Annotated in this window: 22 protein-coding genes and 1 tRNA gene; 12 read left to right on the top strand and 11 right to left on the bottom strand. The window is 52.1% G+C overall.

Going from position 1 to position 26,724, the window contains the following annotated elements:
* Positions 1–8 precede the first annotated feature (8 nt).
* The gene (locus B156_RS0101020) at positions 9–2,996 is read right to left on the bottom strand and encodes a SusC/RagA family TonB-linked outer membrane protein (RefSeq protein WP_018617744.1); all 2,988 of its coding nucleotides are present in this window, start codon (positions 2,994–2,996) and stop codon (positions 9–11) included.
* Positions 2,997–3,446: 450 nt separating this feature from the next.
* On the opposite strand from B156_RS0101020, the gene B156_RS0101015 reads away from it, so the two are divergent.
* From B156_RS0101015 to B156_RS0101005, 3 genes are all read left to right on the top strand, one after another.
* On the top strand, positions 3,447–4,547 hold the full coding sequence (locus B156_RS0101015; RefSeq protein WP_018617743.1) for a Nif3-like dinuclear metal center hexameric protein: 1,101 nt from the start codon (positions 3,447–3,449) through the stop codon (positions 4,545–4,547).
* Between the two features lie 17 nt (positions 4,548–4,564).
* Positions 4,565–5,320 carry a zinc ribbon domain-containing protein gene (locus tag B156_RS0101010; protein ID WP_018617742.1) on the top strand — a complete coding sequence of 252 codons (756 nt, stop codon included), beginning with the start codon at positions 4,565–4,567 and terminating at the stop codon, positions 5,318–5,320.
* 89 nt (positions 5,321–5,409) lie between these two features.
* On the top strand, positions 5,410–6,885 hold the full coding sequence (locus B156_RS0101005; RefSeq protein WP_157626887.1) for a tetratricopeptide repeat protein: 1,476 nt from the start codon (positions 5,410–5,412) through the stop codon (positions 6,883–6,885).
* A gap of 6 nt (positions 6,886–6,891) precedes the next feature.
* Here the strand turns inward: B156_RS0101005 and B156_RS0101000 are convergent, their stop codons facing one another.
* From B156_RS0101000 to B156_RS0100980, 5 genes are all read right to left on the bottom strand, one after another.
* A complete protein-coding gene (locus tag B156_RS0101000; protein WP_018617740.1) occupies positions 6,892–8,082 on the bottom strand; it encodes a phosphoglycerate kinase in 1,191 nt (396 codons plus the stop codon).
* Positions 8,083–8,164: 82 nt separating this feature from the next.
* Positions 8,165–8,368 (bottom strand): PIN domain-containing protein, encoded by a 204-nt coding sequence (locus tag B156_RS32040; RefSeq protein WP_245563654.1) that lies wholly within the window; start codon positions 8,366–8,368, stop codon positions 8,165–8,167.
* Between the two features lie 206 nt (positions 8,369–8,574).
* Positions 8,575–8,769, bottom strand: a complete 195-nt coding sequence (locus B156_RS0100990; RefSeq protein ID WP_018617738.1) for a type II toxin-antitoxin system VapB family antitoxin — start codon at positions 8,767–8,769, stop codon at positions 8,575–8,577.
* 42 nt (positions 8,770–8,811) lie between these two features.
* A complete protein-coding gene (locus tag B156_RS0100985; protein WP_018617737.1) occupies positions 8,812–10,002 on the bottom strand; it encodes a hypothetical protein in 1,191 nt (396 codons plus the stop codon).
* The gene (locus B156_RS0100980) at positions 9,989–10,966 is read right to left on the bottom strand and encodes a DUF2157 domain-containing protein (RefSeq protein ID WP_018617736.1); all 978 of its coding nucleotides are present in this window, start codon (positions 10,964–10,966) and stop codon (positions 9,989–9,991) included. The genes B156_RS0100985 and B156_RS0100980 overlap by 14 nt, the downstream gene beginning before the upstream one ends.
* Before the next feature lie 30 nt (positions 10,967–10,996).
* On the opposite strand from B156_RS0100980, the gene B156_RS0100975 reads away from it, so the two are divergent.
* Positions 10,997–12,685: a VRR-NUC domain-containing protein gene (locus B156_RS0100975; protein WP_018617735.1), complete on the top strand. Its 1,689-nt coding sequence runs from the start codon at positions 10,997–10,999 to the stop codon at positions 12,683–12,685.
* Between the two features lie 88 nt (positions 12,686–12,773).
* Here the strand turns inward: B156_RS0100975 and B156_RS0100970 are convergent, their stop codons facing one another.
* Positions 12,774–13,511: a class I SAM-dependent methyltransferase gene (locus B156_RS0100970; RefSeq protein WP_018617734.1), complete on the bottom strand. Its 738-nt coding sequence runs from the start codon at positions 13,509–13,511 to the stop codon at positions 12,774–12,776.
* A gap of 169 nt (positions 13,512–13,680) precedes the next feature.
* On the opposite strand from B156_RS0100970, the gene B156_RS0100965 reads away from it, so the two are divergent.
* On the top strand, positions 13,681–14,094 hold the full coding sequence (locus tag B156_RS0100965) for a c-type cytochrome (RefSeq protein WP_018617733.1): 414 nt from the start codon (positions 13,681–13,683) through the stop codon (positions 14,092–14,094).
* A gap of 75 nt (positions 14,095–14,169) precedes the next feature.
* Here the strand turns inward: B156_RS0100965 and B156_RS0100960 are convergent, their stop codons facing one another.
* From B156_RS0100960 to B156_RS0100945, 4 genes are all read right to left on the bottom strand, one after another.
* Positions 14,170–15,477 carry a Gfo/Idh/MocA family protein gene (locus B156_RS0100960; protein ID WP_018617732.1) on the bottom strand — a complete coding sequence of 436 codons (1,308 nt, stop codon included), beginning with the start codon at positions 15,475–15,477 and terminating at the stop codon, positions 14,170–14,172.
* 84 nt (positions 15,478–15,561) lie between these two features.
* Positions 15,562–16,338, bottom strand: a complete 777-nt coding sequence (locus tag B156_RS0100955) for a hypothetical protein (RefSeq protein ID WP_018617731.1) — start codon at positions 16,336–16,338, stop codon at positions 15,562–15,564.
* Between the two features lie 22 nt (positions 16,339–16,360).
* The gene (locus tag B156_RS0100950; protein ID WP_018617730.1) at positions 16,361–16,792 is read right to left on the bottom strand and encodes an ABA4-like family protein; all 432 of its coding nucleotides are present in this window, start codon (positions 16,790–16,792) and stop codon (positions 16,361–16,363) included.
* 133 nt (positions 16,793–16,925) lie between these two features.
* Positions 16,926–18,134 (bottom strand): dipeptidase, encoded by a 1,209-nt coding sequence (locus B156_RS0100945; protein ID WP_018617729.1) that lies wholly within the window; start codon positions 18,132–18,134, stop codon positions 16,926–16,928.
* Positions 18,135–18,345: 211 nt separating this feature from the next.
* Between B156_RS0100945 and ubiE the strand changes: the two genes are divergently transcribed.
* From ubiE to B156_RS0100900, 7 genes are all read left to right on the top strand, one after another.
* Complete coding sequence (gene ubiE, locus B156_RS0100940) at positions 18,346–19,092, top strand: bifunctional demethylmenaquinone methyltransferase/2-methoxy-6-polyprenyl-1,4-benzoquinol methylase UbiE (RefSeq protein ID WP_018617728.1); 747 nt, start codon at positions 18,346–18,348, stop codon at positions 19,090–19,092.
* Entirely contained in the window at positions 19,089–19,811 is a 723-nt protein-coding gene (gene porT / locus B156_RS0100935; RefSeq protein WP_018617727.1) for a type IX secretion/gliding motility protein PorT/SprT, read from the top strand. Before ubiE ends, porT begins: the two co-directional genes overlap by 4 nt.
* 125 nt (positions 19,812–19,936) lie before the next feature.
* Positions 19,937–20,014 (top strand) — tRNA-Val (locus tag B156_RS0100930).
* 829 nt (positions 20,015–20,843) lie between these two features.
* Positions 20,844–22,169 carry a TonB-dependent receptor plug domain-containing protein gene (locus B156_RS32035; RefSeq protein ID WP_018617723.1) on the top strand — a complete coding sequence of 442 codons (1,326 nt, stop codon included), beginning with the start codon at positions 20,844–20,846 and terminating at the stop codon, positions 22,167–22,169.
* A gap of 30 nt (positions 22,170–22,199) precedes the next feature.
* Positions 22,200–24,062, top strand: coding sequence for a SusC/RagA family TonB-linked outer membrane protein (locus B156_RS32030; RefSeq protein WP_342664399.1), 1,863 nt, complete (start codon positions 22,200–22,202; stop codon positions 24,060–24,062).
* A gap of 19 nt (positions 24,063–24,081) precedes the next feature.
* Positions 24,082–25,605: a RagB/SusD family nutrient uptake outer membrane protein gene (locus B156_RS0100905; protein ID WP_018617721.1), complete on the top strand. Its 1,524-nt coding sequence runs from the start codon at positions 24,082–24,084 to the stop codon at positions 25,603–25,605.
* Positions 25,606–25,670: 65 nt separating this feature from the next.
* Positions 25,671–26,717 (top strand): glycoside hydrolase family 43 protein, encoded by a 1,047-nt coding sequence (locus B156_RS0100900; protein ID WP_018617720.1) that lies wholly within the window; start codon positions 25,671–25,673, stop codon positions 26,715–26,717.
* Positions 26,718–26,724 lie beyond the last annotated feature (7 nt).

The following is a 26,724-nucleotide window of genomic DNA, read 5'->3' as shown; positions in this document are numbered from 1 at the left end:
TCGATTGATTAAAAACCTACGTTCAGGCCAACGGCAAACGTACGGGTAGTAGGATATGAACTGAGTTCGATGCCGGAGTCCAGCGGCCCGCCGGGCAGTTCAGGGCTAAAGCCACTGAATTTTTTGGCGGTGAACAAATTCTGCGCGGTTATGTAAACGCGGGCCTGGCGGAGTTTGGCTTTGTCGCGCAGACTAGCCGGAATGGTGTAGCCCAGTGTGAGGTTATTGAGCCGCACAAAGGAGCCGGACTCCACAAAATACGTAGAGGCAGGGGTAGCTGACGTGATCAGGCGCGGATCTGTAGTAGACGCGTTGGTAGGAGTCCAGCGGGCTTCGGCATAAGATGCTTCGATGTTATCGGTGTTTTCGAACCGAAACGCTTTTTTGCCATTGTAAACCTTGTTGCCCGCGTTGCCATACACATCGGCGGCCAGGTCGAACCCTTTGTAGTTCAGGCCCAGGTTGATGCCGTAGTAGAGTTTGGGCTGGTAGGAACCAGCGTATATCCTGTCGTCGGAGTTAATAACCCCATCACCGTTCACGTCCTGGTATTTCAGATCGCCGGGCTTAACGTTGGCGCGGGTACCAAACACGGGCGATCCGTCTATTTCGGACTGATTCTGGTACACCCCGGTAGCATTCAGTACGTAGAAGCTGCCCACCGGCTGGCCATTGTCGGAACGGGTCGTGAATCCCTGTTGCCCAACGCCCCCCGCCAGCAATGCCTGCCCTCCGTTCAAACCCACGAGCTGATTTTTATTCAGCGTCAGGTTGCCGCCAACGCTGTAGCCAAGCCCGCTCTTGGTTGTTTCTCTCCAGTTCAGGACGAACTCCACCCCCTGATTCTGGAACGAGGCAATATTGGTCAGATACTGGTTGTCCGGGTCGCCGAAGATGGCCGGAATAATCTGGAAGGCCAGCGCGTCGCGGGTGGTTTTGTTGTAGTAGTCGATCTCACCGGTCAGGCGGCTATCGAAGAACGCGAATTCCAGCCCTAAATCGACCTGTTGCGTACGTTCCCACTTGAGTTGCTGGTTTTTGATATCCTGAATGGCCGTACCCAATACCAGGCCGTTGTTGTAGAAGTAAGGAATGTTAATACCCGCTGTCAGCAGGTAGGCATTACTTTCGATAACATCGTTACCCAGAATACCCCAACTTCCCCGAAACTTCAGGAAATCGAACAGCGACTGATTTTTCATGAAAGCTTCGTCCGAAATGACCCAGCCCACGCCAGCCGTTGGGAAATAGCCCCACCGCTCCTGAAATTTGGAACTACCATCGGCTCGGAGCGACGCATTGAAGAGGTACCTGTTTTTGAGACTAAGCGTACCCCGCGTCACGAATGACTGCCGGGTCTGAAGGTCGCCCCCGGAGTTATTGGATAACTGCTGATTAGGATCGCCCAGGCCGAGGTACCATAAATTTGGATCGTTCGGTACGTTGATGCGCGCTCCCTCAATAAAATTGGACGAAAATCGCTCCGTTACCGAACCCAGCAAAAAGGTGAAGTTGTTCTCGCCAAACGCCCGGTCGACGGTGGCGGTATTGTCGATGATATACCGAATCGACTGGCCATTGTTGAGGTTCAGCGAACTGTTTTGCTGTCGCTGATTACCACCCGCCGTAATAAAGGTGTTGGCATCGTTCTGGAAAGCGGGCAGGTACGTCTGGTCCCGATTGAAAATCAGGTCGGTGTTAAAGGCCGAGTGCAGTTTGAGCCACTCAACGGGCCGGTAATCCAGGGACAGATTGCCCTGTAGCCGGTTGTTAATGATCCGCTGGTTTCGGTTGTTCAGAGATAGTAGGGGGTTACCCACGTTACCGAAGGCCGAGAGGTTACCGTATTTGCCATCTACAATGGCCGGTACAATCGGTGCGGCCCGGTATAAGCTCGGGTACACTCCCCCCAAATCGACGGCTCGCTCGTTCCCCCTGGAAAACGAAAGCTGGTTGCTGAAAGTAACTTTTTTGCTGATGTTGATTTCGTTGTTGGCTCGAATGGTTAGCCGCTTGAAGTCATTGGTTTTTACAATCCCCTGGTCGGTGAAGTAACCCACGCTAAAGAAGAACGTGTTGTTCTCCCCTCCGCCCGAAACGGATAGATTCTGGTTCGATTGGGGGGCGCTACGCAGGGCCTCATTGTACCAGTTGGTAGTGCCGCCATAGGTCAGGGGCGAATCGTTCACGTTTTTGGTCGGTGCAGCATCGGCAAGGTAACTGATGTACTGGTCACGGCTGGCCATATTGACCAGGTTAGCGGGCTGACGCGTACTGATGTTGGCATCATACTGCACCTGAACGGGGCCTTTCTTACCGCGTTTGGTCGTAACGATAATGACCCCGTTCGCGGCCCGAACGCCGTAAATAGCTGCCGACGCATCTTTCAGGACTTCGATACTCAGAATATCGTTATTACTGATGTTACGAATATCGTCGGTCAGTACACCGTCCACCACGTACAGCGGACTAACGCCGGCCAGTGCCGAACCCACGCCCCGCACCCGAATCTGGGGCTGTTCGTTGGGTCGCCCGGATGAGATGACCTGCACCCCGGCCAGCTTACTTTGCAGGGCCTGTGTGGGTGTCTGAACGGGATACTTCACAATTTCCTCCCCCTTCACCTGCGCTACGGCTCCCGTCAGGTCACGCCGTCGCTGGGTGCCATACCCAACCACTACAACCTCTTCCAGCGCCTGCGCATCGTCGGCCAGTTCAACGTTAACAACACTTTGGTTTCCCACTGGCACCTCTTGCGGTGTCATACCAATCATGCTGAACTGCAAAACGGCTCCCGGAGTCACTTCCAGTGAATACTGGCCGTCTACATCTGTAGAGGTACCCGTAGTAGTGCCTTTGATGATGACATTGGCACCGGGTAATCCCTGCTTATCACTTTTGGCCGAAACTTTCCCCGTAACGCGCTGATTCTGGGCCTGTGCCATTCCGCAGATGGCCAGCCAAATCAGCAAAAATAAGTAGCTTCTCTTATTCATAAATAGTAGAAATTTAATAGGTACACTTGGTTATACGTTGTGCTCTTCCGGGAGTTCGTTCACTCCGTTTTTCTTTCCGTCTTCGTCAATTTTATAGTAACTAAAACAAGCACGAACTTTCTTATATTTTTTTGCACAAAAGCATGACACAGCTAAAATGCTTCTTAAAATTCAACATCATCATTACTATATCCTATTTGGTCCTGTTGCTCACTTTTGGAGTTTTATCTGAGCACACCTCCGTTTTTTAGGCTACCGTAATATGCCCTGTCCACTGGAGTTACGCTACAATACGCGGCAGACCTAACCCACCAGCACATTTTGTCCCCGGGGAACAGGTACCGGTTTGTGTACGTCGTATGCTCAACAAACTGCCGAATCGGCCTGCGCAATGCGTAGCTTTGCAAACAACTAAACCAGCACCCTCTTAGCAGGAATTCAGCGGCTACTATGACTCAAATTCGACAGCTTACTACCTACCTCGAAGCACTTGCCCCCCTTTCCTATCAGGAATCGTACGACAATGCGGGCTTGATTGTAGGCGACCCATCCACCGACATTACCGGCGTACTGGTTACACTGGATGCTACCGAACAAGTTGTTGATGAGGCAATTAGCAAAGGGTGCAATGTCATTGTGGCCCATCATCCCATCGTGTTCAAAGGGCTGAAGAAGCTGAATGGCAAAAACTACGTGGAGCGCACGGTAATCAAGGCTGTCAAACACGATGTAGCCATCTATGCCTCCCACACGAATCTGGATAATGTGATCGGCGGGGTCAATTTCCACATTGCTGAAAAGCTACAGTTGCAGAACATCCGGATACTGACTCCCAAGGCCCAGACCCTGACCAAACTGGTGACGTTCGTACCCGTGGCCGACACACAGCGGGTGCTGGATGCCCTCCATCAGGCGGGGGCCGGTCAAATTGGGGCGTATAAAAACTGTAGTTTTCGGGTTGCCGGAACAGGTGCCTACGAAGCAGGTGAACAGGCGCACCCGGTTCTGGGCGAGATAGGCGAGTACCATCAGGAACCCGAAAACCGGATTGAGGTAATCCTGCCCACTCACTCACAGGATGCATTGCTGGCTGCGTTGCGGGCGGCCCACCCGTACGAGGAAGTAGCGTATTACCTGACACCCGTAGCCAACCAGAATCAGGAGGTCGGCTCCGGGGCGGTGGGTGAGCTGGCAACACCGCTGGATGGGCCGTTGTGGCTGGCATACCTGAAGAAGCACATGAATTTGACCCTGATTCGCTACACCCCCCTGCCCAACCGGCCTATTCAACGCGTAGCTTTATGCGGAGGAGCAGGTAGCTTTTTATTGCCCGATGCCATTCGCACCGGAGCCGACGTTTTTGTGACGGCGGATTACAAATACCACGAATTTTTCGATGCCGACGGCCGAATTGGTATCTGCGATATTGGTCACTACGAGAGCGAAGTCTTTACGAAAGACTTGATTTGCGGGCATTTGGCAAAAAAATTCACTACTTTTGCGGTAATTTTATCTGAATCTGACACAAATCCGGTTCGATACTTCATATAGCACTAACAAATTTCCGAATGGAACTAACGATTGCGCAAAAATTAGACGCTCTTCTGCAATTACAATCTTTTGATTCTCAACTAGACGAACTGATCAAGATTCGTGGCGGCCTGCCTGAAGAAGTCCGTGATCTGGAAGACGATATTGCTGGCTTCGAAACCCGCGTTGGTAAATTTCAGGCTGAAATCAAGACGCTGGAAGAAGAAATTGAGCAAAATCGTGTGGCTAAGAAAGATGCCGAAAAGCTGATAACCAAATATAAGGATCAGCAAATGAACGTGCGGAACAACCGCGAATTCGATGCTATCTCCAAAGAAATAGAACTTCAGTCGCTCGAAATCGAACTGGTTGAGAAGCGGGTGAACGAATCACAGTTTCGGGTGCGGGGTAAGGAAGAAGAAATCAAGACGACGCAGGCAGCCCTGCATGAGCGGCAGGAAGACCTGAAGGCCAAACGGCAGGAGCTTGACCAGATTACCTCGGAAAGTCAGGAGGAAGAGAAGGAAATCATTAAGCAGCGCGACCATCAGGCAACGACCATTGAGCCACGGCTGCTGAATTCCTACAACAAAATTCGCGGCAATGCGCTGAACGGGCTGGCAGTGGTAATGGTTAAACGCGGAGCCTGTAGCGGATGCTTTAACGTAGTGCCCCCCCAGCGTCAGGCTGATATTAAAGACAAGAAGAAAATCATCGTTTGCGAACATTGCGGACGCATTTTCGCCGATGTAGAAGGTATGCCGGAACCCGCCCCAACGGGCCGTGGCCGGTAGTTTTCACCAGTCATAACGCAAAAAGGTCGTCGTATAGGCGACCTTTTTGCGTTATAATGAGCGTTACGTTTTTTCTTTATGTTGCTCCGATGCGTTACGTATTCCTCTTCCTGCTCTCGCTTAGTGCGGGTTACGCACAAGATTTTGTGTGGACACCCGGCTTGAAGTCGGCCCATACAGACCTGCAAAAGTTAAAAATCCAGTCGGCGCAACAGCGCATGGCCCGCGAGTCGGCAACGGATGGCGTACGAATTTTCCTGGACGATTACGCCGACATGCTCCTGCTCGTTACGTCAGACGATGACCGGTTGTTTGCGGCTAACAGCGACCGGGAGAGCGACCGGCTCGACGCGCTGAAAAAGCTATCCGACACCTCTCCCTGGCAACGCGTACTGATGGCCGAGGTACGCCTGCACTGGGCTTTCGTGAAGTTGAAGTTTGGCAAAGAAGTAAGTGCCAGTTGGGATGTAATTCGGGCTTATAAACTGCTCAGCGAAAACCAGCAGCGTTTCCCGGACTTTCTGCCTACGTATAAATCACTGGGTACACTGCATATCATGATCGGCTCCGTGCCGGAGAGTTACGCGTGGGTGGCAAAGCTATTAGGTATGCAGGGCAGCATTCGGCAGGGGCAGCAGGAACTACAGCGCGCCCAGCGCGACGCCAATCTTGGTTTGGAAGCGCAATTGATCGACTTAATGGTGCGGGCTTACGTGTTGAAATTTACCAATGCAGACAGCCTGACGCTGGCCCGTTTAGTGAGTCAGCATCCGGACAACCTCCTACTCCATTTCTTTGGTGTCACCATCGAACAAAAAAACGGGCGCGGGGAGCAGGCACTCACCTATCTGCTTAACCGCCCTGTCGATAAAAGCTATCAGCCTTTGCCGGTTGTGGAAAACGTACTGGGTGATATTTATCTGCAAAAAGGCGAGTATGGAAAGGCTTCTTCCCATTTTAACCAGTTTCTACATACCTACAGGGGGCAGAACTTCCTGAAGGATACCTACTACAAATTGTTCCTGTGCCATTGGCTGGCTGGCCCTCAAAACGCCCGATCATCCGATACAATAGCCCGAAACCTCCTGCAAAAAGTACTGTCCGTTGGCCGAACGACGGTAGAATCGGATAAAGTAGCGCAGAAATTCGCCGAAGCCAGTTTAAAAAAATCGCCCGCCCCAAGTCAAAAAGTATTGATGCAGGCGCGGTTAGCGTCGGACGGTGGTTTCACGAATCAGGCACTAACGTACCTGCGGCCTTATAATGAAGCGTCGTTTTCAACAACGGCGGAAAAGGCCGAGTACAATTACCGCCTGGGGCGCATCTATCAGCGAAGAGAAAGCCCGGATTCCGCCGTTCCCTACCTAACCCGTGCCCTCGCGCTCAGCGAAACCAATCAGTTGTCATTTGGCGCAACGGCCGCGTTACAACTGGGGTATATCTATCAACAAAAGAACGACCGGACGCAGGCCCGGTCGTTCTTCCAGAAAGCCCTCAGCTTCAAGCACCACGAGTACAAAAACAGCGTAGACAATAAAGCGAAGGCGGCTTTAAGTCAGTTTTGAATTAAACTATTGCTCCAGCGCAGCTACACCCGGAAGCGTTTTGCCTTCCATATATTCCAGCAACGCGCCACCACCGGTCGATACGTAGCTGACACGATCGCCGTAGCCCGCCTGATTGATGGCCGATGCCGAGTCGCCCCCGCCGATGAGCGAGAATGCGCCATTTTCTTCGGTAGCTTTCACCACCGCTTCGGCAATAGCATTGGTTCCTTCGGCAAAATTCTCGAACTCGAATACACCCATCGGACCATTCCAGAGGATAGTTTTCGATTTCATCACAACTTTCTTAAACAACTCAATCGTTTTCGGACCAATGTCCAGCCCCTGCCAGCCATCAGGAATCTGACCGGTTGGCACCACCTGCCGGTTGGCATCGTTTGAGAAATCGTCAGCGCAGAGGTTATCCAGCGGCATGTAGATTCTCACCCCTTTTTCTTCTGCCTTTTTCAGCAGTTCAAGGGCTAATTCCTGCTTATCGGCTTCGAGCAATGAGCCACCTATTTGTCCCCCCTTCGCTTTGGTGAACGTGTAGGTCATGCCCCCGCCAATGATGAGGTTGTCGACGTTATCGAGCAGTTTTTCAATGATGAGGATCTTATCCGAGATTTTGGCTCCACCCATAATAGCAGTGAACGGACGTTCGGCTTCTTCCAGAATTTTCTTAGCGTTGGCCAGTTCTGCATTCATTACGTAACCCGCTACCCGATCCTCAAAAAACTGACCCATTACGGCCGTACTGGCGTGTGCCCGGTGCGCGGTACCAAACGCATCATTCACCCACACATCGCCCAGTTTAGCCAATTTCTTAGCAAACTCCAGGTCGCCTTTTTCCTCTTCTTTGTAGAAACGAAGGTTTTCGAGCAACAGGATTTCGCCCGGTTTCAGGCTGGCGGCCATATCAGTAGCCGATTGTCCGGTGCAGTCATCCGCAAACTTCACTTCCTGTCCAAAGGCCTCTTTCAACGCGGGCAACAGGTGTTTAAGTGAATATTTCTCTTCCGGTCCCCCCTTCGGCCGGCCGAGGTGGGACATCAGAATGGCCGAACCTCCGTCGTTCACTATTTTCATGACGGTTGGGATGGTAGCCTTGATGCGGGTATCGTCGGTGATGGTATAATCTTTGTCGAGGGGTACGTTGAAGTCAACGCGAACAAGGGCTTTTTTACCCGCGAAATTATAGGAGTCTACGGTTTTCATGCGACGGCGTATGGTCGTTGGTTTGCGGGGTCAAACTTAACGGTTTTTCGGCAGACGTGAACGCGAACGTTGCTATTCGTATTCAGGATACCGCAACCCGGAGAGCTGTATAGAGGGCAATTTGCGTAAAATCGCTATCATTGTGCAGGATTGGCAAATCGTAAAACAGGGCATATTGGGCAATCAGGCAATCGTTTGGCTTCCGAATCGTTACGCCTTTTTTGCGGAGGGTACGATACAGTTGGGCAGCTTCAACAGCAGCCTCTACGGGATTAAGTTGGAGCATGGACATAGCCAGCAATAACCCTTTGTTACTGTATAATCTTTGTCCCTGCGTACTCCCTGCAATACCTCCTGAAGTATTGCGGGCACGATATAAACAGAGATTTGCTGTGTGAAATACGTTTCGAGCAGATTGGTTTGCTCTGTGGTAACTTTCTTCTCGTTAAACTAATCAATTCAAACCGACGTGTCGACTAGAACTGCCATAACTTACTGGGCAGAAGCCGTACCTTCGTCGCCCCAAAATGAGACTTTTCCACGCATATCCAATAATTGCTTAAATGCCTGTGCCTTAACGACATACTGCTCCAGTGCATACCGAACGACCTCATCTGTATTCTGAATATGGCTAAGTTGTTTAGCTTTATCCAGTAACCGATCATCCAGTTTTATATTCGTTTCCATGCGATACCTTTTTATACACAAATATACACCGTTTCATACACATCAATACCTCCCCTCCGCGCCACCACCCCCGAAATCACCCTCGCCGAAACGCAGGTTATCTTTTGGTCCGTGAACAGCTGCGCCCGTTGCCTGAACGGCGGCTACTGTGGCAACATTGGTAAAAAACTCGTTGGGTGAATCATCATCCGGCTCGTCTGTAAATCCATATTTCGGTTGGGCTATGTAACGAATACCCACTACCGCCAGTCCAATCAGGATAAGTCCTCCCAGCGTTAGGGCCACGTTGAGCGGGACCAGCGCGGCATACGCATGCACTGTTGCCGCAGCACCAATCAGCCCCAACAGGCCCAGTACCAGCAGCATTCGGTCTTTCTTCGCGAATCCCCGACCGACGTACATACCGGGGATAAGGAAGGTGAGCAGCCAGAACAAACCGGACAGGGCAATCTCAGGAGCCTCCTTCGGCAACGGGACACCGGGTCTGCGTTCCAGTAGTAAGCCGTTGAGTTCGCGCACTATAAAATAGTTGCCACCGGCAACCAGCATAATCAGCGAAAACCACTGAATGAGGTTCAGTGGGTCGGTATAGTAAGTTTCTTTCGGGTTGGCTCGCTGGATTTGAACGGTACCAAGATAGAGCACAAGGGAGAGAGCCATCATCACGAAAGGCATTGCTTCTTTACCCCAGGCATATGTCAGCAAACCGTTGAAAACGCCGGTGTAAAACGTGGCGACAACAAAAAAAGCAATCAGCGTATCGCCATAATACCAGAGAATAATTAACAGCAGCGGCAACGTTAGAAAGCAGTGTGCCGCAATGGACAGTTCGGTGGAGATCAGTTGATTGAAACCGAATGCCAGAAATCCCGCCATCGTTACCACGAAGGCATTGTCTATACCATTCCGGTATAGTAGCCGACGCTTTATCAGCAAATTACCTACCAGGCCAATGACAACTCCGGCGGCCATGTTGAATAAACCATAGACGACCGACGACTCAGTCAGGACCATAAACAGACTGGCGGGTAGTAGGTAACAAGCCAGAATAGCCACCGTAGTAAACAGAAACAACCCAATTTCCAGGAAGCCATTCGTCTGCCGAAATTCAACCGGGTACGTTTTTCGCACCGCTTTCATCTGGGTATCGGACAATAACTTTTGTCGATGCCACCGTCCGGCCTGTTCCAGCATAGTCCGGTTGTAAATCCACTGTTCGTTATACGCTTTCATCCGCACGGTTCTGTTTGGGTAGCTGACTCATCAGGTAATACACGGCGGCAATACCTGTAATGATAAAGTACCAGTAATAGCTATCGTCATTGGTGGGATGCAGGTAGTGAAAAAACAGGTATGTAATGCCAATGTATCCGTACACCACACTCATCAGCAAAAAGACAAAGAACCCTCCCCGACGGGCGTAGGCATCCAGCAACAAACAGGCAACGGCGAGCCCCGTTGCAAACCACAGCCGGATTTCACCAAAATTAAACAAGCCCCCCAGCAACGCCACCATCAACAGGTTGCCGGCCAGCGTCAGGTAGGTATAGGTAAAGTGCGGTTTAATCCGCTTTCGGTCCAGTAAAAAGGCCGCCCCTAGTAAGACAAGAGCCAAACCGATAGCGGAAAAGACTGTGACGCGGTTGAAAAAGTTAGTTTTAACGTATAACTCCAACGGGCGAACGGTTACCCCTACCCACGATACAAGGGCCGTCAGTGCCATGCCCAGTACCCCCCGGTGGTCGAACCGATAGGCTAGTGGCAAAAATAGCAGGGCGGGCAGCAACGTAACCAGGCCGTATCGTTCACCAAAAACGTTATATGCATATTGCGCGTAGCCTTCGAGGGTCAGGAACAGCAGGCAGGACAGAATCAGGGCGTAATCGCCGAAGCTGGAGCGACTTTTTGTCTGATTTATGGTCCATTCAGGACGATTCCGCCAGGCAAACACAAAACTACCGACACAGGCAACGGCGATGGAGGCCAGCAACGCTCCATGCCCAATCCGGTCGAAGTTGTCATAAACCAATAAGCCCAGCCCCGAACTCAGCAACAGTATGCCGATGTACAGCATGGCCCGTAGCTCCCAGTGGAGCGAGAATGGCCTCTGTTGCTCTACTTCGGCTATATCGGCCCGTTGTTTGGCGGGCAAAATACCCTGGTTTTCCAGCTCGTTCAGGACATCGTTTGGGGACATAAACGGTGTTTTTAGTGTTATTATTCCAGCATGGTCGGACAGCAGAAAATCATTCTCACCCCACGTTATTACCTCGACAATTTCCGCTATGTGCTGGACTTTGTCAAGCGGCTATACGGCAATTTACTGACCGATGCCGAATCGGATTTTATCAACCGCTTTGAGGAGTTATCCCTCGACGCCCAATGCCTGTATGTACGCTTCAGCAATCGCAAAGGACTCTTTTTTCGGGCCAATAAACTACAGTATACCGAAATAACTGACATACCGGCCGCTACGGCAGAGTTGCTTCGTACCGGCTTCATCGACTCGTTATCAGCGCATCATGTATTCCAGGGCGAAGAAGCACTCAGCGTTTTCACCAAGCCTGAACTGCTGAACCTGTTGCCCCTGGAGCCGGAAGAAACGAAAGCACTGGGTAAGGAAAAGAAAGAGTACGTAGTCCGTTACGCCCTGAACGAACTTGATTTCGGGGAAATTGTCACCAGCCTGGCAACGCATGAATCGGTGGTAAAAATGAACTTCGAAGCCGAGGGCATGATGGTTAAGTACCTGTTTTTCGGCCATCGGGGCGGTAGCATGACCGAATTTGCAGTGCGCGACCTCGGTATGGTCAATTTTGAACGGTATGACGAAAGCAAACTAACCGCCCGGTTCCGTACCCGCAAAGAAGTAGAAGACAAACTTCTGATTTCACTCACTAACGAGGAGTTTTACGGCCTGAAAGAAGCGGAAGCTCCCGCGGATGATATTTACAACTGGTTTTTGAACTGGAACGAGACCCGGCCCGAACTGACCGAAATTGCCATTCCGGGCTACCAGAAACTGGTATGCCGGGTGGGGGCGTACCTGGAACGCCAGAAGCTACCCGAACAGGCATTATCAGTCTACGAACTATCCGACCGGGTACCCGCCCGCGAACGACGCGTCCGGTTGTTGTTCAAAAACGGGGCGGTAGAAGAAGCCCTCGCCCTGTGCGACGAAATTGCGGTCAGTCCGCTCAATGCCGAAGAGCGTTACTTTGCCAACGACTTTCGGGAGAAAATTCTGAGCGTGGGCGATAAAAAACGCACCCGAAAAGCCACCACCCGCTTCCTGCTCGATGCCGGGAGTGTAAACATACCAGCCGCTTATCGTCACCACGTCGAAGCGGGGGTGATGAACTATTATTTAGAGCACGATTTCGATGCGGCTTTCACCGAGAATTACCCCTGGCGCGGGTTGTTCGGACTGGTTTTCTGGGATATCATTTACGATGCCAACGTGTCGGCCATTCACCACCCGCTGCAGCGTGCTCCGTCGGATTTTTACCTGCCCGATTTTTACCTGAAGCGGGAAAATCTGTTGAAAAACCGCCTGACCGAGCTAACTACCAAAGACGACTGGCGACGGCACACCGGGCGGATGTTCAACGCCAAGTATGGCATTACTAATGTGCTGGTGGACTGGTCGGATGAGTTGCTTACGCTGGTACAGCGCATGATTGAGTTACTGGATATCGAACAGCTTCGGCTGATTTTGCTCGAAATGGCCCGCAACGTCCGGGAGCACACCCGTGGTTTTCCGGACCTGCTCATCTGGAATGAACAGGGCGAGTACGAATTTGTGGAAGTTAAATCCCCTACTGACCACCTCGGTCCGCAACAACTGCACTGGCTGGAGTTTTTCCAGACCATTGGTGTGCATGGTAAAGTGATTCGGGTAGTCTGGGAACTGTAGAGACGCAACACGTTGCGTCTTATACGGGTCAGCAACTTTACAGACGAATTAGTGGCGAATGTGAGCCGCAAGTATCAAGTATACGGCTCTAGACCCTGCCCACGCGCAGAAATATAGAGAAGCGGACTTCGCGCTCCTGCTCCCCCCAAATCGACTTTAGTTCCTCCCCCAGTTCGGTTACGGGGTCGCTCTCGTTTTCGTACAGGTACTGCCGCACCGCCGACCAGGTGCGCAGGTAATTCAGGAACCGGTCCAGCGTCCAGTTTCTTCGTGCCGTGAAGGTAGCCCGTTGAGCATCCAGAAACGGAAAAGGGATGGTAGCGTATTCATCATCGATATAAACACGCTGCGGGTCCCAGTAGGGGCCAATGCGGTTTCGATAAAAATCGAGCATAATGCCATCGAGGCCGGGGCCCAGTTGTACCAGACCATAACCCCATTCGGCAATGATTCCACCGGGCTTAGCTACCCGACGAACTTCCCGATGAAAAGCATCGACGTCGAACCAATGGAGTGCCTGGGCTACGGTAATGAGGTCGAACGTGCTATCGGCAAAAGGAGACTGCTCGGCAGAGCCCGTCTGATAATGAATATTTGGTTTCTGAACGGCCAGAATAAGTTGCGTTTCACTGATATCGGTTGCTTCAACCTGCTCAACGAAGTTGGCCAAAGCACTAGCCACCTGCCCATTTCCCGTAGCGCAATCCCAGGCAGTATGCCGATTCGGGACCAGTGAGCCTATAAAATCGTATAGTTCGGGCGGGTAGTCGATTCGGTATTGGGCGTACAAATCGGCGTGACCGGAGAAGCGATCAAGGGGTTGCATATTTTTTTCTTTTGCAATTTTAAACGTTTTCGACTAACAACTGTCTAATAGTTGGGTTTATAGGAAAACCAGTGCAAAATTGGGTTATCTGTTGAAAGCATCTATTTTTGTGCGGTAACCTATCGCCCTCCTTTATTTTGTTTGTTCATTTACTGTTTACCCGATTCTCATGAAAAAATTACTTGGTACTCTTTTAGCTGCGGCTTCTTTTACGGCTCTTTCGTTCAGTGCGAACGCGCAGTCTTCTACTGCCGATATCCCGGCTGACATGAATGCCCTGATGAGCAAATATACCTGTATTGCCTGCCATCGCCCGAACCAACGGCTGGTTGGTCCTGCTTACGCTGATGTAGCGAAGAAAAATTACTCGAACGAGGAAATCGTCAACCTAATCTACAATCCGATTCCAGCCCACTGGCCGGGTTATCCCCCAATGATGGCCATGAAGCAGGTTCCTAAAGATGATGCCATGAAACTGGCCGTCTGGATCAACTCGCTGGATGGTGACAAGAAGGGGGCGACGAAGAAAACGTCTACCAAGAAAACGACGAGCAAGTCAAGTAAGACGTCCAAAAAGTCGTAAGCGTTTTCTCATATCAGTTTAACGGCTCATCCTCCACAGGATGAGCCGTTTTTTTATAGCACCCTTTCAGCGGTATCAGGTGGGATATTGCCAGTCGCCCCGGTACGCCCGGCTGAGGAGCTTATTGGCTTCGGGGTCATTTGGAATCTGGCTCCCATCCCAAGCCACGCTCCGACCGAGTTTCAGCGACAGCATACCCAGCAGGGCCATATTGGTAGAACGGTGGCCAATTTCAATGTCGGCAACGGGCAATTTACCGGTTTTGATGCTGCTCAGGAAGTTGGCCCAGAGTTCGGATATATTCTGGTCGTCGGGTTTATTGAGTTTAGCCTCTTCATGGATAACCGGCTTGTTTTTATCGGCCGGGTAAAACGTCCAGCCATCGAGCCAGCCAATGTGCAGGGTGCCTTCGGTACCATAAAAATAAACGCCTACGGCCTGGTCGGGATGAGTTTTTTCGGCGCGGTTGCCCGCAAACGTACGCTGCTCCCAAACGGCGGTAAAATTCTCAAATTCGAATGTAGCTACCTGATGGTCAGGCGCATCGGTGCTGTTTTGCAGAATGGACCGGCCACCGGTCGAATAGACTTTACGCGGGTGTTTTTCTTCGGTCCAGAACAAAATCTGGTCCATCCAGTGAACACCCCAGTCGCCCAGCACACCGTTGCCATAATCTAAGAAGTTACGCCAGCCGCGCGGGTGCATGGCTGGGTTGAAGGCACGCAATGGTGCGGGGCCACACCACATATTCCAGTCCATTTCCGGAGGTGCCTCGGTATTAGGTGTCGGCTGACCGGCCCCACCGCCATAATACACAAACGCCCGCGCCATACCAATCTTACCAGCCCTTCCCGATTTCAGAAAATCCATCCCCGATACATTATGGGGCGATATGCGCCGATGCAACCCTACCTGGCATATTTTACCGGTTTGGCGGGCGGTGTGTACCATTGCTTTACCCTCGTTTATGGTATGCGAAATGGGTTTCTCGACGTATACGTTTGCCCCTGCCTGCATGGCCGCAATAGCAATGAGCGGGTGCCAGTGGTCGGGGGTAGCTACAATGACGATTTCGGGCTTTTCTTTCGCCAGCATCTCGCGGTAATCCCGGTATAGTTTAGGTTTGTCGGACGTGAGTTTGCTGAGGTCTTCGCTGGTTTTTTTGAGTTGCCGCGTGTCCACATCGCAGAGCGCTACAATCTGCGACTCGCCCGCCTGAATGGCGCTAAGCATGATGTTACCGCCCCACCAGCCCGTACCCACCACCGCCGTGCGGTATTTCTGGGCTTTTTTTGGTGTGATAAACGCCCGAACCTGAAGGGGGTCAGTGATAAGCGTAGCTCCGGCGATTGCGGAGGTTTTCAGAAAATCAGTACGGTTCATTTTATAGAGGATTTAGGAGTACAAGGCGGAGTACTCTGGGTAAACCTGTCTTCTATCAAAGCAAATAGACCCACTTTTTTACCGTCAATTCATCAGGCCAGCCAGTAAAGGTGTACCGGCTAATGCCTGAAACAGTAGCGTCATAACGAGCAAAAAATAAATTGCTGCTACTAAAATAACCTGGCTGGTACGCCGGGCAAGGTAATAGCCAAACAGGGGAAGCAGTTGCAGGGAATGCATTCCGAAGAAATGAGCCACCCGCAAATCGCCATTGCGCGTGCTCCAGTTAACGACGGGTAGCCCCGGCCCGCCATCAGGTGCTCCCACCGTATGCCTAAGCCGCGAAGCCATCATAAAGCCTTCAAACGCAAAGATGACGAACAGAAGGATTCCCAGTCGAATGCCCCATAAATAAGTGGGTGCGATTCCCACTGGCTTGATCCTGAAAAACAAAAAGCCGATGTAAGCCGTCCAGACGGTAAAAACGGTGATGCCTATACCCATGAGCGAAAACAGCACTCTATCTAAGGCCGACGAAATATTGAAGTGGGATAACTTACCCAGAGTAGCCTGCCCTGTAACAATGACCAATTCAAACGTCATAATCACAACTACCGCCCAGCTATACACCAGCACACGTTTGCGCCGGGAAAGCAAACTCATATACCAGCCTATAGTCCAGCAGAATATCCCGACCGATATAAAGAATTTAGCTGGTTTGATAAATGCATTGATACCTACTACCTGGGTTGTTGTGACTCCGGTCAATACCAGGCACACAACCGAACTGATCAGGCAAAACAGCCCGAACCAGTACAAAACGGCATTTTGATTTTTGAGCGTTGCTATAAATGCAGTCATAGTTTTAGCCTTTATTCCCTGATTAAGTAGTGACTTTTCGGATGCGAACAGTCCGAATGACCCAATACAGTAACAGACCAACCGGCCCCAGCATAAAACAGAAAATCAGGGGGACAATAATGAGCCAGTGGGGAATGGCTCTTTCCTCCGCATCGCCCACTATAAACGCACCGGCTACCAGGTCGAAGGCGAGGTAATGCACCCACCCCGCCAGCATCACCCCGTCGCCCCCGTTGGCAAACAACCCTTTCACGCCCGACAGTGATCCAAATGCCGCAAAGTCAAGGGGGCCTCCGCTGAACAGATAAATCACATAGATAACGGCCAGAACTACCGGGATCAGGTACGAATTCATCAGCCACTTCGTCACACTCCAGCGTGGTGCAACGATCATCAGTAACCATTGCGGCAGCACAAGGGCATTGACTAGCTGGAAAACGGTTTCGGGAGGCATGGGAGTTGAATTATGCGGTTTGAGGGTTGAGGTTTACGGTTGGCTGACGCAAGAAACAAAGACGCGTCAGCAAATCATTTGCGTCAGCCAACTGTAAACCTCAAACTGTAAACTTCAAACTGTAAACTTCAAACTAATTTACCACCTTCGCCTGCGACAGCACTCGTAGTAGATTACCGCCCCATATTTTGGCGATGTCGGCTTCCGAGTACTTCCGGCGCACCAGTTCAGCGGTGAGGTTTTCGATTTCGCTCACGTCTTCCAGGCCATTGACACCCCCACCCCCATCAAAGTCGGAGCCGATGCCTACGTGGTCAATCCCGACCAGTTTAACGATGTGGTCGATGTGATTGACAATATCCGACAGGCTGGCCCGCTCGGATGCGTACACCTTCGCTACCGAGTCGCTCTGGGCTTCCAGCCGCGCTTTCATATCGCCCGACAGCACTTTTCCCACACCGGCCATACGGATTTTAGTCTTGGCCGCCCGGTGGGCATCCGACGGCTTTTTAAGGTAATCGCTCACAAAATTTACCTGCACTACACCCCCTTTGGCGGCAATAGCCTTAATCATATCGTCGGTCATGTTACGCGGAAAATCGCAGAGAGCGCGGCAGTTAGAGTGCGACGCAATGACGGGAGCTTTCGAGAGGGCCAACGCGTCGTAGAATGTACTGTCAGCTACGTGCGACACGTCGATAAGAATACCCAGCCGGTTCATTTCGGGTATTACCTGCTTTCCAAAATCGCTCAGTCCGCCGTATATCGGACCGTCGGGGTCGGTGGAGGAATCGCCGATGAGGTTGTTAGCGAAGTGTGTAAGGGTGATGTAACGGCAACCCAGATCGTAGTACGTTTTAAGCATTGATAAATCCTTCCCGATGGGATACCCGTTTTCCATCCCGATAAAGACGGCCCGCTTGCCCGCTTTCTGAATCCGGTACGCATCGGCGGGGGATGTAGCCAGCTCGGCCAGAGCAGGGTATTTTTTTAATGCCTGATGCACCAGGTCAAACTGATTCAGCGCATTGCGCTTGGCTTCGGCATGACCTTCGTCGGTGCGCGGCCCCTGTGCGGTGTATACGGCAAAAAACATGGCGTCCATCCCCCCCTTCTTCATCCGGGGAAAATCAATCTGCGAACCGTCTTTTTTGGTGTTGTGCGACACACCGACGTCGAATCCGGGCTTCTGCATCATAATGGGAGCATCAGCGTGGGTATCGAGCGTCAGTACGCGCTGGTGAATTTTACGGGCCTTCTGTGCAATTGGATCATCGGGACCAGATAACTGAATTACCAGGGAATTAAGCGTTAGCAGGGTTGAAAAAAAGAGGGAGAGCATCGTTTGTTAAGGTTGTAGACTGAAACTGTACTGGTCGAAACTACGCATTGCCCAGCATAATGGCAAACTTTCAGAATCCACGCGGGGTTAGGATGGTTAAGAGCGAACGGATGAATGAGCGAAAGAGCGAATAGCTGGCGCACGCACAATTCTCATTTTCACGGCATCGGCGGCCCACCCATTCGCTCTTTCACTCTTTCACTCTTTTATTATGGCTGTTGTTCCGTATAAAGATAAAGACACCTCTAAACGCGAACAGGTCGCAGAGATGTTCGACACTATTTCACCCAAATATGACCTGTTAAACCACGTGCTGAGTGGTGGTATCGACATCCTCTGGCGCAAGCGGGCTATTCGGGAACTCCGCAAAGCCCTCGCGCCCAAAACGCCGAAACGGATACTGGATATTGCCACCGGAACGGGGGATTTTGCTCTGGAAGCCCTCGCGCTGAAACCCGAAAAGATTGTGGGTATGGACATTTCGGAGGGTATGCTGGCCGTTGGACGCGAGAAAATGAAGAAGCGGGGCGTCGACCAGGTTATCGACATGCGCTCGGGGGATTCGGAAGGTTTACCCCTGCCAGACAATGATTTCGATGCTGTCATCGTTGCATTTGGTGTACGTAACTTCGAGAACCTGCTCAAGGGCTTAACCGATATGCACCGCGTTACGCGTCCCGGTGGGGTATGCGTTGTATTGGAATTCTCGAATCCGCGTCAGTTTCCGTTCAAACAGTTGTACGGTTTTTACTCCCGGACTATCCTGCCGCTCATTGGGCGTATGGTAAGCAAAGACGCATCGGCCTATACCTACCTGCCCGAATCCGTGCAGGCGTTCCCCGACGGTCCCGACTTCCTGCGGATTTATGAAGCAGCTGGATTCAAACAGACCAAATGGATACCGCTTACCTTCGGCGTTGCGTCAATTTACATAGGCCACAAGCTGGCCCAGCCATGATTAAACAGATTACGCAGGCAGGGATACGCCTGAGTATGGGGCTTTTTATCAGCATCCTCGTGTGTGGTCAGGTATCCGCCCAGAGTTCGTACAAATACGTGCGCAAGCATCTGGAACGGTACGATGACAAAACCATCCACTACGGTTTTTTCTTTGCCATGCCCGTTACCCGGTTCAGCGTAACGTATAGTCCAGCCTTCCTGACCGCCGATTCGGCCCGCCGGATTTACTCGCCCAACAAGCCGGCTTTCCGGGTTGGTTTTGTGGTTAATACCTTCCTGGATGATCGGTTCGATTTACGCCTGACCCCTTCCGTATCGCTCTTTAGCCGGGAGGTCCACTATGACTATCCAGGTGGCACTTCAAAAATCGAAACCCGCGAATCGACCTGGATTGATTTCCCGTTATTGCTCAAGTACAAATCCGAACGGCGCAACAACAGCCGTATGTACCTGCTGGCGGGTGGCGCATTCAGCATCGAGAGTAACGTACGCAAGAAAGAGCTTGTGGGAGCAAGCAAACTAAGCACCGGCACTATGGATTTTGCTATCGAATACGGCGTCGGGTTTGAGCAGTTCTTCGAGTTTTTCAAATTCGCCCCCGAACTACGCTTCTCGCACGGACTTGTCAACCTCTATAACCCCGGCACTAATGCAGCCAGCGTGGGCATTAGCAGACTGACCAGCCATTCGGTGACGCTATACCTGAATTTTGAATAAAAACAGATGATTGGGTGTCAGCCACTTGCAAAAAACTTCAACTTTTTTCGGGCGAAGGGTTGCATAAAGCCAATTGAGGCTGTTATATTTGCACTCCCAAACGCAACGGCGTAAGGGCAGAAAAAGGGAGTTTAGCTCAGCTGGTTCAGAGCATCTGCCTTACAAGCAGAGGGTCGGGGGTTCGAACCCCTCAACTCCCACCAGTGAAAATCAAGCACTTAGCATCTAATGTTAAGTGCTTTTTTATTTCCGGCTAACACCTTTGATAACACAAGCCTCCTTGATGGTAGGGCTAACCGTTAATTCTATTTCTCCCGAAATTCTACGTAAAGTTCTCCTCCCAGCGCATTGAACAAATCGCGTAGGGTTTTCAGGCCCAGCTTACGCGTTCAACAAACGCGTAAATTTCTTCAAAACAGCCTGTTATCTCCTTTTCATAAATCTCCAGAAAACCGTTCACCAAATGGTTAGGTTGGCAACGCTCAGAAGCAGGGTCAAGGTAATGAAAGTGGTGGCTATCCGGCTACCCAGTCGGACTGCCGGAGGCTGGCCGTACGTCATTTTGAATTCCCTGATAAAAGGCGCCTGATCGTAATAGCCGAGGTTATAAATGCTGACCGTTGCGCATGACTGAGTACTCGGTGTTATTTACGAACCAGCTAAAACCAATTGGTCATAAAACCATCCGAAAGACCGTTCCCTCACAATATGAACAGTTTATTCATGTACTGTTCTTCCCGTTAGTTACCCTGGTTGAGAAGCGATTTCCGTTTGTCGCTTTGGCCCGAAAACTCGTCTCCGGCCTGATGCTACGTTACTTTTTTGGTTTGTTATGGTTGCGGCCTGCAAAAAGTACCTTGTCTACCGCCAAAATCCGTCTCAAACTGCTAACTCAAAACAGCTCCTGAGGACTTTTCAGCAAAACATAATTATTCGACTAAAGTTTTAAGGGTTTCAACGAAACACAATCAGTCAGCTGATACACTCCTATTCAGGCAACGACTTGTTTCCTTACCAACTTACTCAAATTTTATGAAAAATCGGTACGTACCCTTGTTCATCTTATTGCTGGGATTAACACTGGACAGTCTTGCCCAGCGTTCAACGGCACCCCTGCTGACGCGGCATAATTCCAGAATCGACAGCCCCGGATTAGCCCAAATCCCAGAAGCTACCCGTCAAAGCCAGGGCAGTAATCCAACGACCTTAAGCACCCAAACTTCCCTCCTTTCACCAGCGGTAGTAAAACGAATTACCGGGCAGGTGCTGGACGAAAACAACACGGGTTTGCCGGGCGCATCGGTTGTTGAAAAAGGCACCGGGACGTCGGCCCGGCCGAACGGCACCACGACCGATGCCAATGGTAATTTTTCGCTGAACGTAGCCGATGATGCCACAACGCTCACGGTATCGAGTGTAGGCTATACGACCCAGGACGTGTCTATTGCTAACCTCACGACGGTTAGTGTTAAACTGGTGCCAGATGCGCGGTCACTCAACGAAGTTGTCGTGATTGGCTACCAGACGGTTCGCAAGCGGGACGTGACGGGTGCCAACGATGTAATCAGTCCCGCTCAGGCCAACAAAGTGACCGCCAACTCGCTGGCCGAATCCATTCAGGGCCTGTCGCCGGGGGTAACCGTGCGGAATACGGGTGTGCCGGGTCAGCAGGCGTCGATTCAGATCCGGGGCGTGGCCAGTTTTCTCAACACCGATCCGCTCTACGTTATCGACGGCATGATTGCCGATGCCAATCCAACCATCAACAACGATGACATTGAGTCGATTCAGGTGCTGAAAGATGCGTCGGCAGCGGCTATTTACGGGTCAAGAGCCGCCAATGGTGTGATTATCATTACCACCAAACAGGGCAAGGAAGGTCCCGCCCGGGTGTCGTTTTCGGCCAAATATGGCGTACAGCAACTCTACAAACGCTGGAACGTGACGGATGCCTCCGCCTTTGCCGCCCTGCAACGACAGCAGTATCAGAACTCCGGCCAGACACCACCGGCCAGCGTGGCTACGGGCACCTTTAACCCGAACATTAATACCAACTGGCAGGATCAGGTGCTGAATACGGGTAGTTTGCAGGATTACAACCTGACGCTGTCGGGCGGTGCCAAAACCAGCTCATACCTGATTTCGGGCAGTTACTTCAAAAACGACGGCTACGTCATCGGCAGTAATTTTGACCGGGCGAGCCTGCGTATCAACACGAAGAGTCAACTAGGGCGTTTTACGGTTGGCGAGAACATCCTCCTGACCAGCTCGAACATTCAGAATCCACCCGCCGGTATCAATCCAATTTACGATATGGCCGGGATGCTGCCCGTCATTCCGGTGCAGGACCCGCGCTAAGTCAACGCCAGCAATCCGCTTGGCTACGGCATTGGTACCAATCCGGATGCCATCACGTACGCGTTTAACCCCGTAGCCGCCCGCAATCTGTCTATCAACAAAAGCAACTTTGCCAAGCTGGTGGGGAATGCTTATCTGGACGTCAGGCTAACGGACTGGCTGACCTACCGCGCCAATGCGGGACTGGAAGTGAGCTATGACTATAACCAGGGGCTTCGTCAGCTTGGCGTTTATCAATACAGTGCGTCGCCGGTACCCAGTTCGGTTAGCGAAGATCGGTCGCGCTATTACAGCCTGCTGTTCGAACACACGCTGAACTTTACCAAAGCCTTCGGTTCGCACAGCATCAACGGCGTAGTTGGTGTCAGTCAGCAAACCGCCCGGCGGGATAACACTACGGGCTCCCGAACAAACCTGGCCCAGTCGGGCGGGCAGTACTTCAGCACCATCGATGCAGCAACGGGTATCTCTAACTCGGCGGGTGGCACCGGCACCGATTACCGGATCCTGGGGTATCTGGGCCGGGTTAACTACGCCTACAACGACAAATACCTGCTCACCCTGACGGGCCGGGTCGATCAGGATTCGCGCTTTGGGTCCAACTACCGCACGGGTTTCTTCCCCTCAATCGCCGGAGCCTGGCGCATTAGTGAGGAAGATTTTTTTCACGCCAACTGGGTTTCGGATCTAAAAATCAGTGCCTCCTACGGCAAACTCGGCATTGTGGTGCCAACGCTCGGCTCATTTCCGTATACAGCCTTTATCAACAATAACCCCCGCGCCATTTTCGGGGGCGATCAAACGCCCAACGTGGGGGCCTATCAGGCCCAGCTGGCTAACCCCGACCTGCGGTGGGAACAACGACTATCGCAGAACTATGGGGTAACGGCCAGCTTCCTCAACAACCGCATTTCGACCGAAATCAATTACTACAACTCGCTTTCGTCGGATGCCATTCTGAATCTGGCCGTACCGGGTTATCTGGGTAACCTCCAGGGTAATCCGTACGTAAACACGGCGTCTATCCGCAACCAGGGCATCGAGTTTTCACTTACGTACCGCAACAATGAACACCCCTTCAAATGGGACGTGTCGGGCAATTTCACGACCATCAAAAACCGGATTGAGAACGTGGGCAATCAGGGGCAAAACGTGGATTATATCCAGAGTGGCAACACCCGCTCGCAGGTGGGTCGGCCCGTTGGGCAGTGGTACGTCCTGAAAACGGCGGGTATTTTCCAAACGCAGGAAGAGGTAAATAATTACAAAGGCCCCAATGGATCGCTGATTCAACCCAATGCCAAACCCGGTGATATTCGCTACGTGGATACCAATAACGATGGGCAGATTACTCAGAACGACGACCGGCAGTTTGTGGGTTCACCCTGGCCGAAACTCCAGGCGGGTGCCCAGTTCAATGGGAGTTATAACCAGTTTAGTTTAAACGTACAGTTTATTGGCGTGTTTGGCTACACGGTGTATAACGACGTTCGGCGGGGGCTGGACAGCTACCAGAACACCAATTTCCGGGCCGACCTCAACCCGTGGTCACCAACGAATACCAGCACTAATGACCCACGCATCGGACTTGGATCAGGCGATCAGGGCATCATTTCCAACAATTTTTCCTACACCGACCGCTGGCTCGAAAATGCCTCGTACGTGCGGCTCCGTAACGTAGAATTGGGGTATACATTCCAGAAAACACTACTCAGCAAACTGAGCATCCGCAACGTCCGGTTGTATGTGAGTGGTCAGAATCTGTTTACCATTACCCAGTATTCGGGCCTGGACCCGGACGTAACGGGTGCGAACATTCAGGAGCGCGGGGTCGATAATGGGCACTGGCCCTCCCCCCGCGTGATGTCTGTAGGCCTAACCGGTGATTTTTAACCAAAACCGACACTCAACCATGAAAAATAAACTTCTCTATCTGAGCCTGATAGCCGTATCGCTCCTGACGGCCTGCGACCGAAACCTGGATATTGTGAACCCCAACCAGCTAACGGCACAATCGTTCTGGAAAACGGATGCCGATGCGCTGGCGGGCGTCAATGCCGTATACAGCACCATGCACCGGGGCGGTATTTCCCGCTGGATGCTGTTTTATTATATCATCCGGTCCGATGAAGGCCGCAGCCAGAGTCCGGCTACCGACATTGTGAACAACATGGATCAGTTTCTAATTACCGACTACAACTACGGCAATGCGGTAGCGGTCTGGAACGATAATTACATCGGCGTGAACCGGGCCAATCAGGTGATCGATAACGTGCCGAACATCCCGATGGACGCTACCCTGCGCAACCGCTACATTGGCGAGGCCAAGTTTCTGCGGGCGATGTATTATTACCACCTGGTCACGCTGTGGGGGAACGTACCGCTGATTCTGCAAACGTCGGTCGTGGGCGATAAACCCGCTTCGGCAACGATGGCGCAGGTATGGGCCCAGATCGAAAAAGACCTGACCGAAGCGGCTGCCGTGCTGCCAACGACTTATAGCGGTGCCGATGTGGGCCGGGCTACCAAAGGCGCTGCCTACGCCCTGCTGGCCAAAGCCTACATGCAGCAACAGAAATACACCGAGTCGCTGACGCCGTTGCAGTGGCTGGTGGAGGGCGAAGGCAAAACGGTTTATGCGCTGGTACCCAACTACCGCGACAACTTCCTGATTACCACCGAAAACAACCGGGAATCGGTGTTCGAATGGCAATTCCAGATCAATACGGCGGAGTACACCGACGATGATAGCCAGACACCGAATCAGAATTACGGGACATCCATTGCGCAGTTTTTTGGGCCGAGCGGCATTGGCTGGTCGGATGGGGAAGCCCAGCGCTGGCCTACGCGGGAGTTCTACGATAAAACAACGACCGGTGCCCGTGACCCTCGCCTGGCCGCGTCGTTTCTCTTCGATTCAACGAACGTAAAAGGGCCGGATTCGACGATTATTTATGGCCAGACATTTACCCAGCGGTACGGGCGCGATAACAAGCGCGTGTGGTTTCGTAAGTTTCAGAACGATCACTGGAAAAATGAGGAAGGGTACCGTTCGCCCAACAACTGGCGGTATATCCGCTACGCCGATGTGCTGCTGATGTACGCCGAAGCGCTGAACGCTACCGGAAAAACCACGCAGGCGTATCCCTACGTCGATCAGGTACGGCAACGGGCCGGTTTGCCAACGCTCACCATGGCCCGGCCCGGCCTGACACAAACACAGTTTCTGGCGCAACTCAAGCATGAGCGCGTAACGGAACTGTCGGGCGAGGGGCACCGCTGGAACGACCTGGCGCGCTGGGGCGACCTGGGGCCGCAACTGGCCAGCCGCGACCCGGCCTTTTCCACATTTGTGAAGGGGAAAAGCGAATTATTACCCATTCCCCAACTTGACCGCGACCTGAACCCGAACCTGACACAGAATCCGAATTACTGATTTTTTAACCTGGCGGAACGGATTTCTGTGGATTCCGTTCCGCCAGGTTAACATTCGTCTTAACGATGAAAAACTGCCTCTTCCTATTCCTGGCTTTCTACGCCTGTAAATCAGCGGACACCTCTGTAACTACGCCAAAAACGCCCGTCACACCGGTTGATACGGTGGGCAAATTCAAAAACCCCCTCCTCTCCCCCGCCCCCGATCCCTGGGTAACCTATAAAGACGGATTTTACTACGTGATGCATACCACTGGCAACAGCCTGCGCATCTACAAAACGGCTGCCATGAGCCGCCTGCCTGCGGCCCGGCCCGTTACGGTCTGGACACCACCAGCCACGGGTCCTAACTCCCGCGACATCTGGGCTCCCGAACTCCATAACGTCAACGGCACCTGGTACATCTATTACGCAGCCGACAATAACGGGGTCGATGCCACTCACCGCATGTTTGTACTGGAAAATAAAGCGGCTGATCCAACCACCGGCACCTGGACAGACCGGGGCCAGCTTAATCTGCCCGACAATAAATGGGCCATAGACGGCACCCTGGGCCAACTCAACGGCCAATTGTATTTTGCCTGGTCGGGCTGGGAAAACGATCTGGGCGGCTCACAACACATTTATATCTGTACACTAACGAATCCCTACACCGCCGGGGGGCCGCGCGTTCGGTTGTCGTCGCCGGAGCTGACCTGGGAAAAGCAAGGATTCGGCGTCAACGAAGCCCCCGAATTTTTGACCCATGCCAGCAAGGTATTTCTCATTTATTCGGCCAGCTTCTGCGGTACCGACCAGTATGCCCTGGGGCAGCTCTCTGCCGATACCAGCGCCAATCTAATCGTCCAAACGTCGTGGACTAAAGCGCAGAATCCGGTTTTTGGTCCGTATGCCAGTGGCAGCACCTACGGCGTGGGGCACAACAGTTTTTTCACCACCCCCGACGCGAAAGAGAACTGGCTGGTGTACCATGCCAACCCGGCACCGGGGCAGGGCTGTGGCGATTTCCGCTCCATGCGGATGCAGCCCTTCGGCTGGAAAGCCGACGGTTCACCCAATTTTGGCTCTCCCGTTAACCTGACCGATTACCTCAAACGACCGTCGGGCGAGTAGCTTACCG

The sequence above is a fragment of the Spirosoma luteum DSM 19990 genome (assembly GCF_000374065.1).
GTDB lineage: Bacteria > Bacteroidota > Bacteroidia > Cytophagales > Spirosomataceae > Spirosoma > Spirosoma luteum.
The sequence above is the reverse complement of the archived record's forward strand: the minus strand, read 5'-3'. Positions and strand labels throughout refer to the sequence as shown.

What these genes read in the sequence shown, in the direction of transcription:
- B156_RS0101000 (WP_018617740.1), bottom strand. Translation starts at nt 8,082, where the DNA reads ATGAAAACCGTAGACTCCTATAATTTCGCGGGTAAAAAAGCCCTTGTT.
- B156_RS0100905 (WP_018617721.1), top strand. Translation starts at nt 24,082, where the DNA reads ATGAAAAATAAACTTCTCTATCTGAGCCTGATAGCCGTATCGCTCCTG.
- B156_RS32035 (WP_018617723.1), top strand. Translation starts at nt 20,844, where the DNA reads ATGAAAAATCGGTACGTACCCTTGTTCATCTTATTGCTGGGATTAACA.
- B156_RS0100970 (WP_018617734.1), bottom strand. Translation starts at nt 13,511, where the DNA reads ATGCAACCCCTTGATCGCTTCTCCGGTCACGCCGATTTGTACGCCCAA.
- B156_RS0100900 (WP_018617720.1), top strand. Translation starts at nt 25,671, where the DNA reads ATGAAAAACTGCCTCTTCCTATTCCTGGCTTTCTACGCCTGTAAATCA.
- B156_RS0100955 (WP_018617731.1), bottom strand. Translation starts at nt 16,338, where the DNA reads ATGACTGCATTTATAGCAACGCTCAAAAATCAAAATGCCGTTTTGTAC.
- B156_RS0101010 (WP_018617742.1), top strand. Translation starts at nt 4,565, where the DNA reads ATGGAACTAACGATTGCGCAAAAATTAGACGCTCTTCTGCAATTACAA.
- B156_RS0100950 (WP_018617730.1), bottom strand. Translation starts at nt 16,792, where the DNA reads ATGCCTCCCGAAACCGTTTTCCAGCTAGTCAATGCCCTTGTGCTGCCG.
- B156_RS0100975 (WP_018617735.1), top strand. Translation starts at nt 10,997, where the DNA reads ATGGTCGGACAGCAGAAAATCATTCTCACCCCACGTTATTACCTCGAC.
- B156_RS0100980 (WP_018617736.1), bottom strand. Translation starts at nt 10,966, where the DNA reads ATGTCCCCAAACGATGTCCTGAACGAGCTGGAAAACCAGGGTATTTTG.
- B156_RS0100985 (WP_018617737.1), bottom strand. Translation starts at nt 10,002, where the DNA reads ATGAAAGCGTATAACGAACAGTGGATTTACAACCGGACTATGCTGGAA.
- B156_RS0100945 (WP_018617729.1), bottom strand. Translation starts at nt 18,134, where the DNA reads ATGCTCTCCCTCTTTTTTTCAACCCTGCTAACGCTTAATTCCCTGGTA.
- B156_RS0100990 (WP_018617738.1), bottom strand. Translation starts at nt 8,769, where the DNA reads ATGGAAACGAATATAAAACTGGATGATCGGTTACTGGATAAAGCTAAA.
- B156_RS0101015 (WP_018617743.1), top strand. Translation starts at nt 3,447, where the DNA reads ATGACTCAAATTCGACAGCTTACTACCTACCTCGAAGCACTTGCCCCC.
- porT (WP_018617727.1), top strand. Translation starts at nt 19,089, where the DNA reads ATGATTAAACAGATTACGCAGGCAGGGATACGCCTGAGTATGGGGCTT.
- ubiE (WP_018617728.1), top strand. Translation starts at nt 18,346, where the DNA reads ATGGCTGTTGTTCCGTATAAAGATAAAGACACCTCTAAACGCGAACAG.
- B156_RS0101020 (WP_018617744.1), bottom strand. Translation starts at nt 2,996, where the DNA reads ATGAATAAGAGAAGCTACTTATTTTTGCTGATTTGGCTGGCCATCTGC.
- B156_RS0100965 (WP_018617733.1), top strand. Translation starts at nt 13,681, where the DNA reads ATGAAAAAATTACTTGGTACTCTTTTAGCTGCGGCTTCTTTTACGGCT.
- B156_RS32040 (WP_245563654.1), bottom strand. Translation starts at nt 8,368, where the DNA reads ATGCTCCAACTTAATCCCGTAGAGGCTGCTGTTGAAGCTGCCCAACTG.
- B156_RS0100960 (WP_018617732.1), bottom strand. Translation starts at nt 15,477, where the DNA reads ATGAACCGTACTGATTTTCTGAAAACCTCCGCAATCGCCGGAGCTACG.
- B156_RS0101005 (WP_157626887.1), top strand. Translation starts at nt 5,410, where the DNA reads ATGCGTTACGTATTCCTCTTCCTGCTCTCGCTTAGTGCGGGTTACGCA.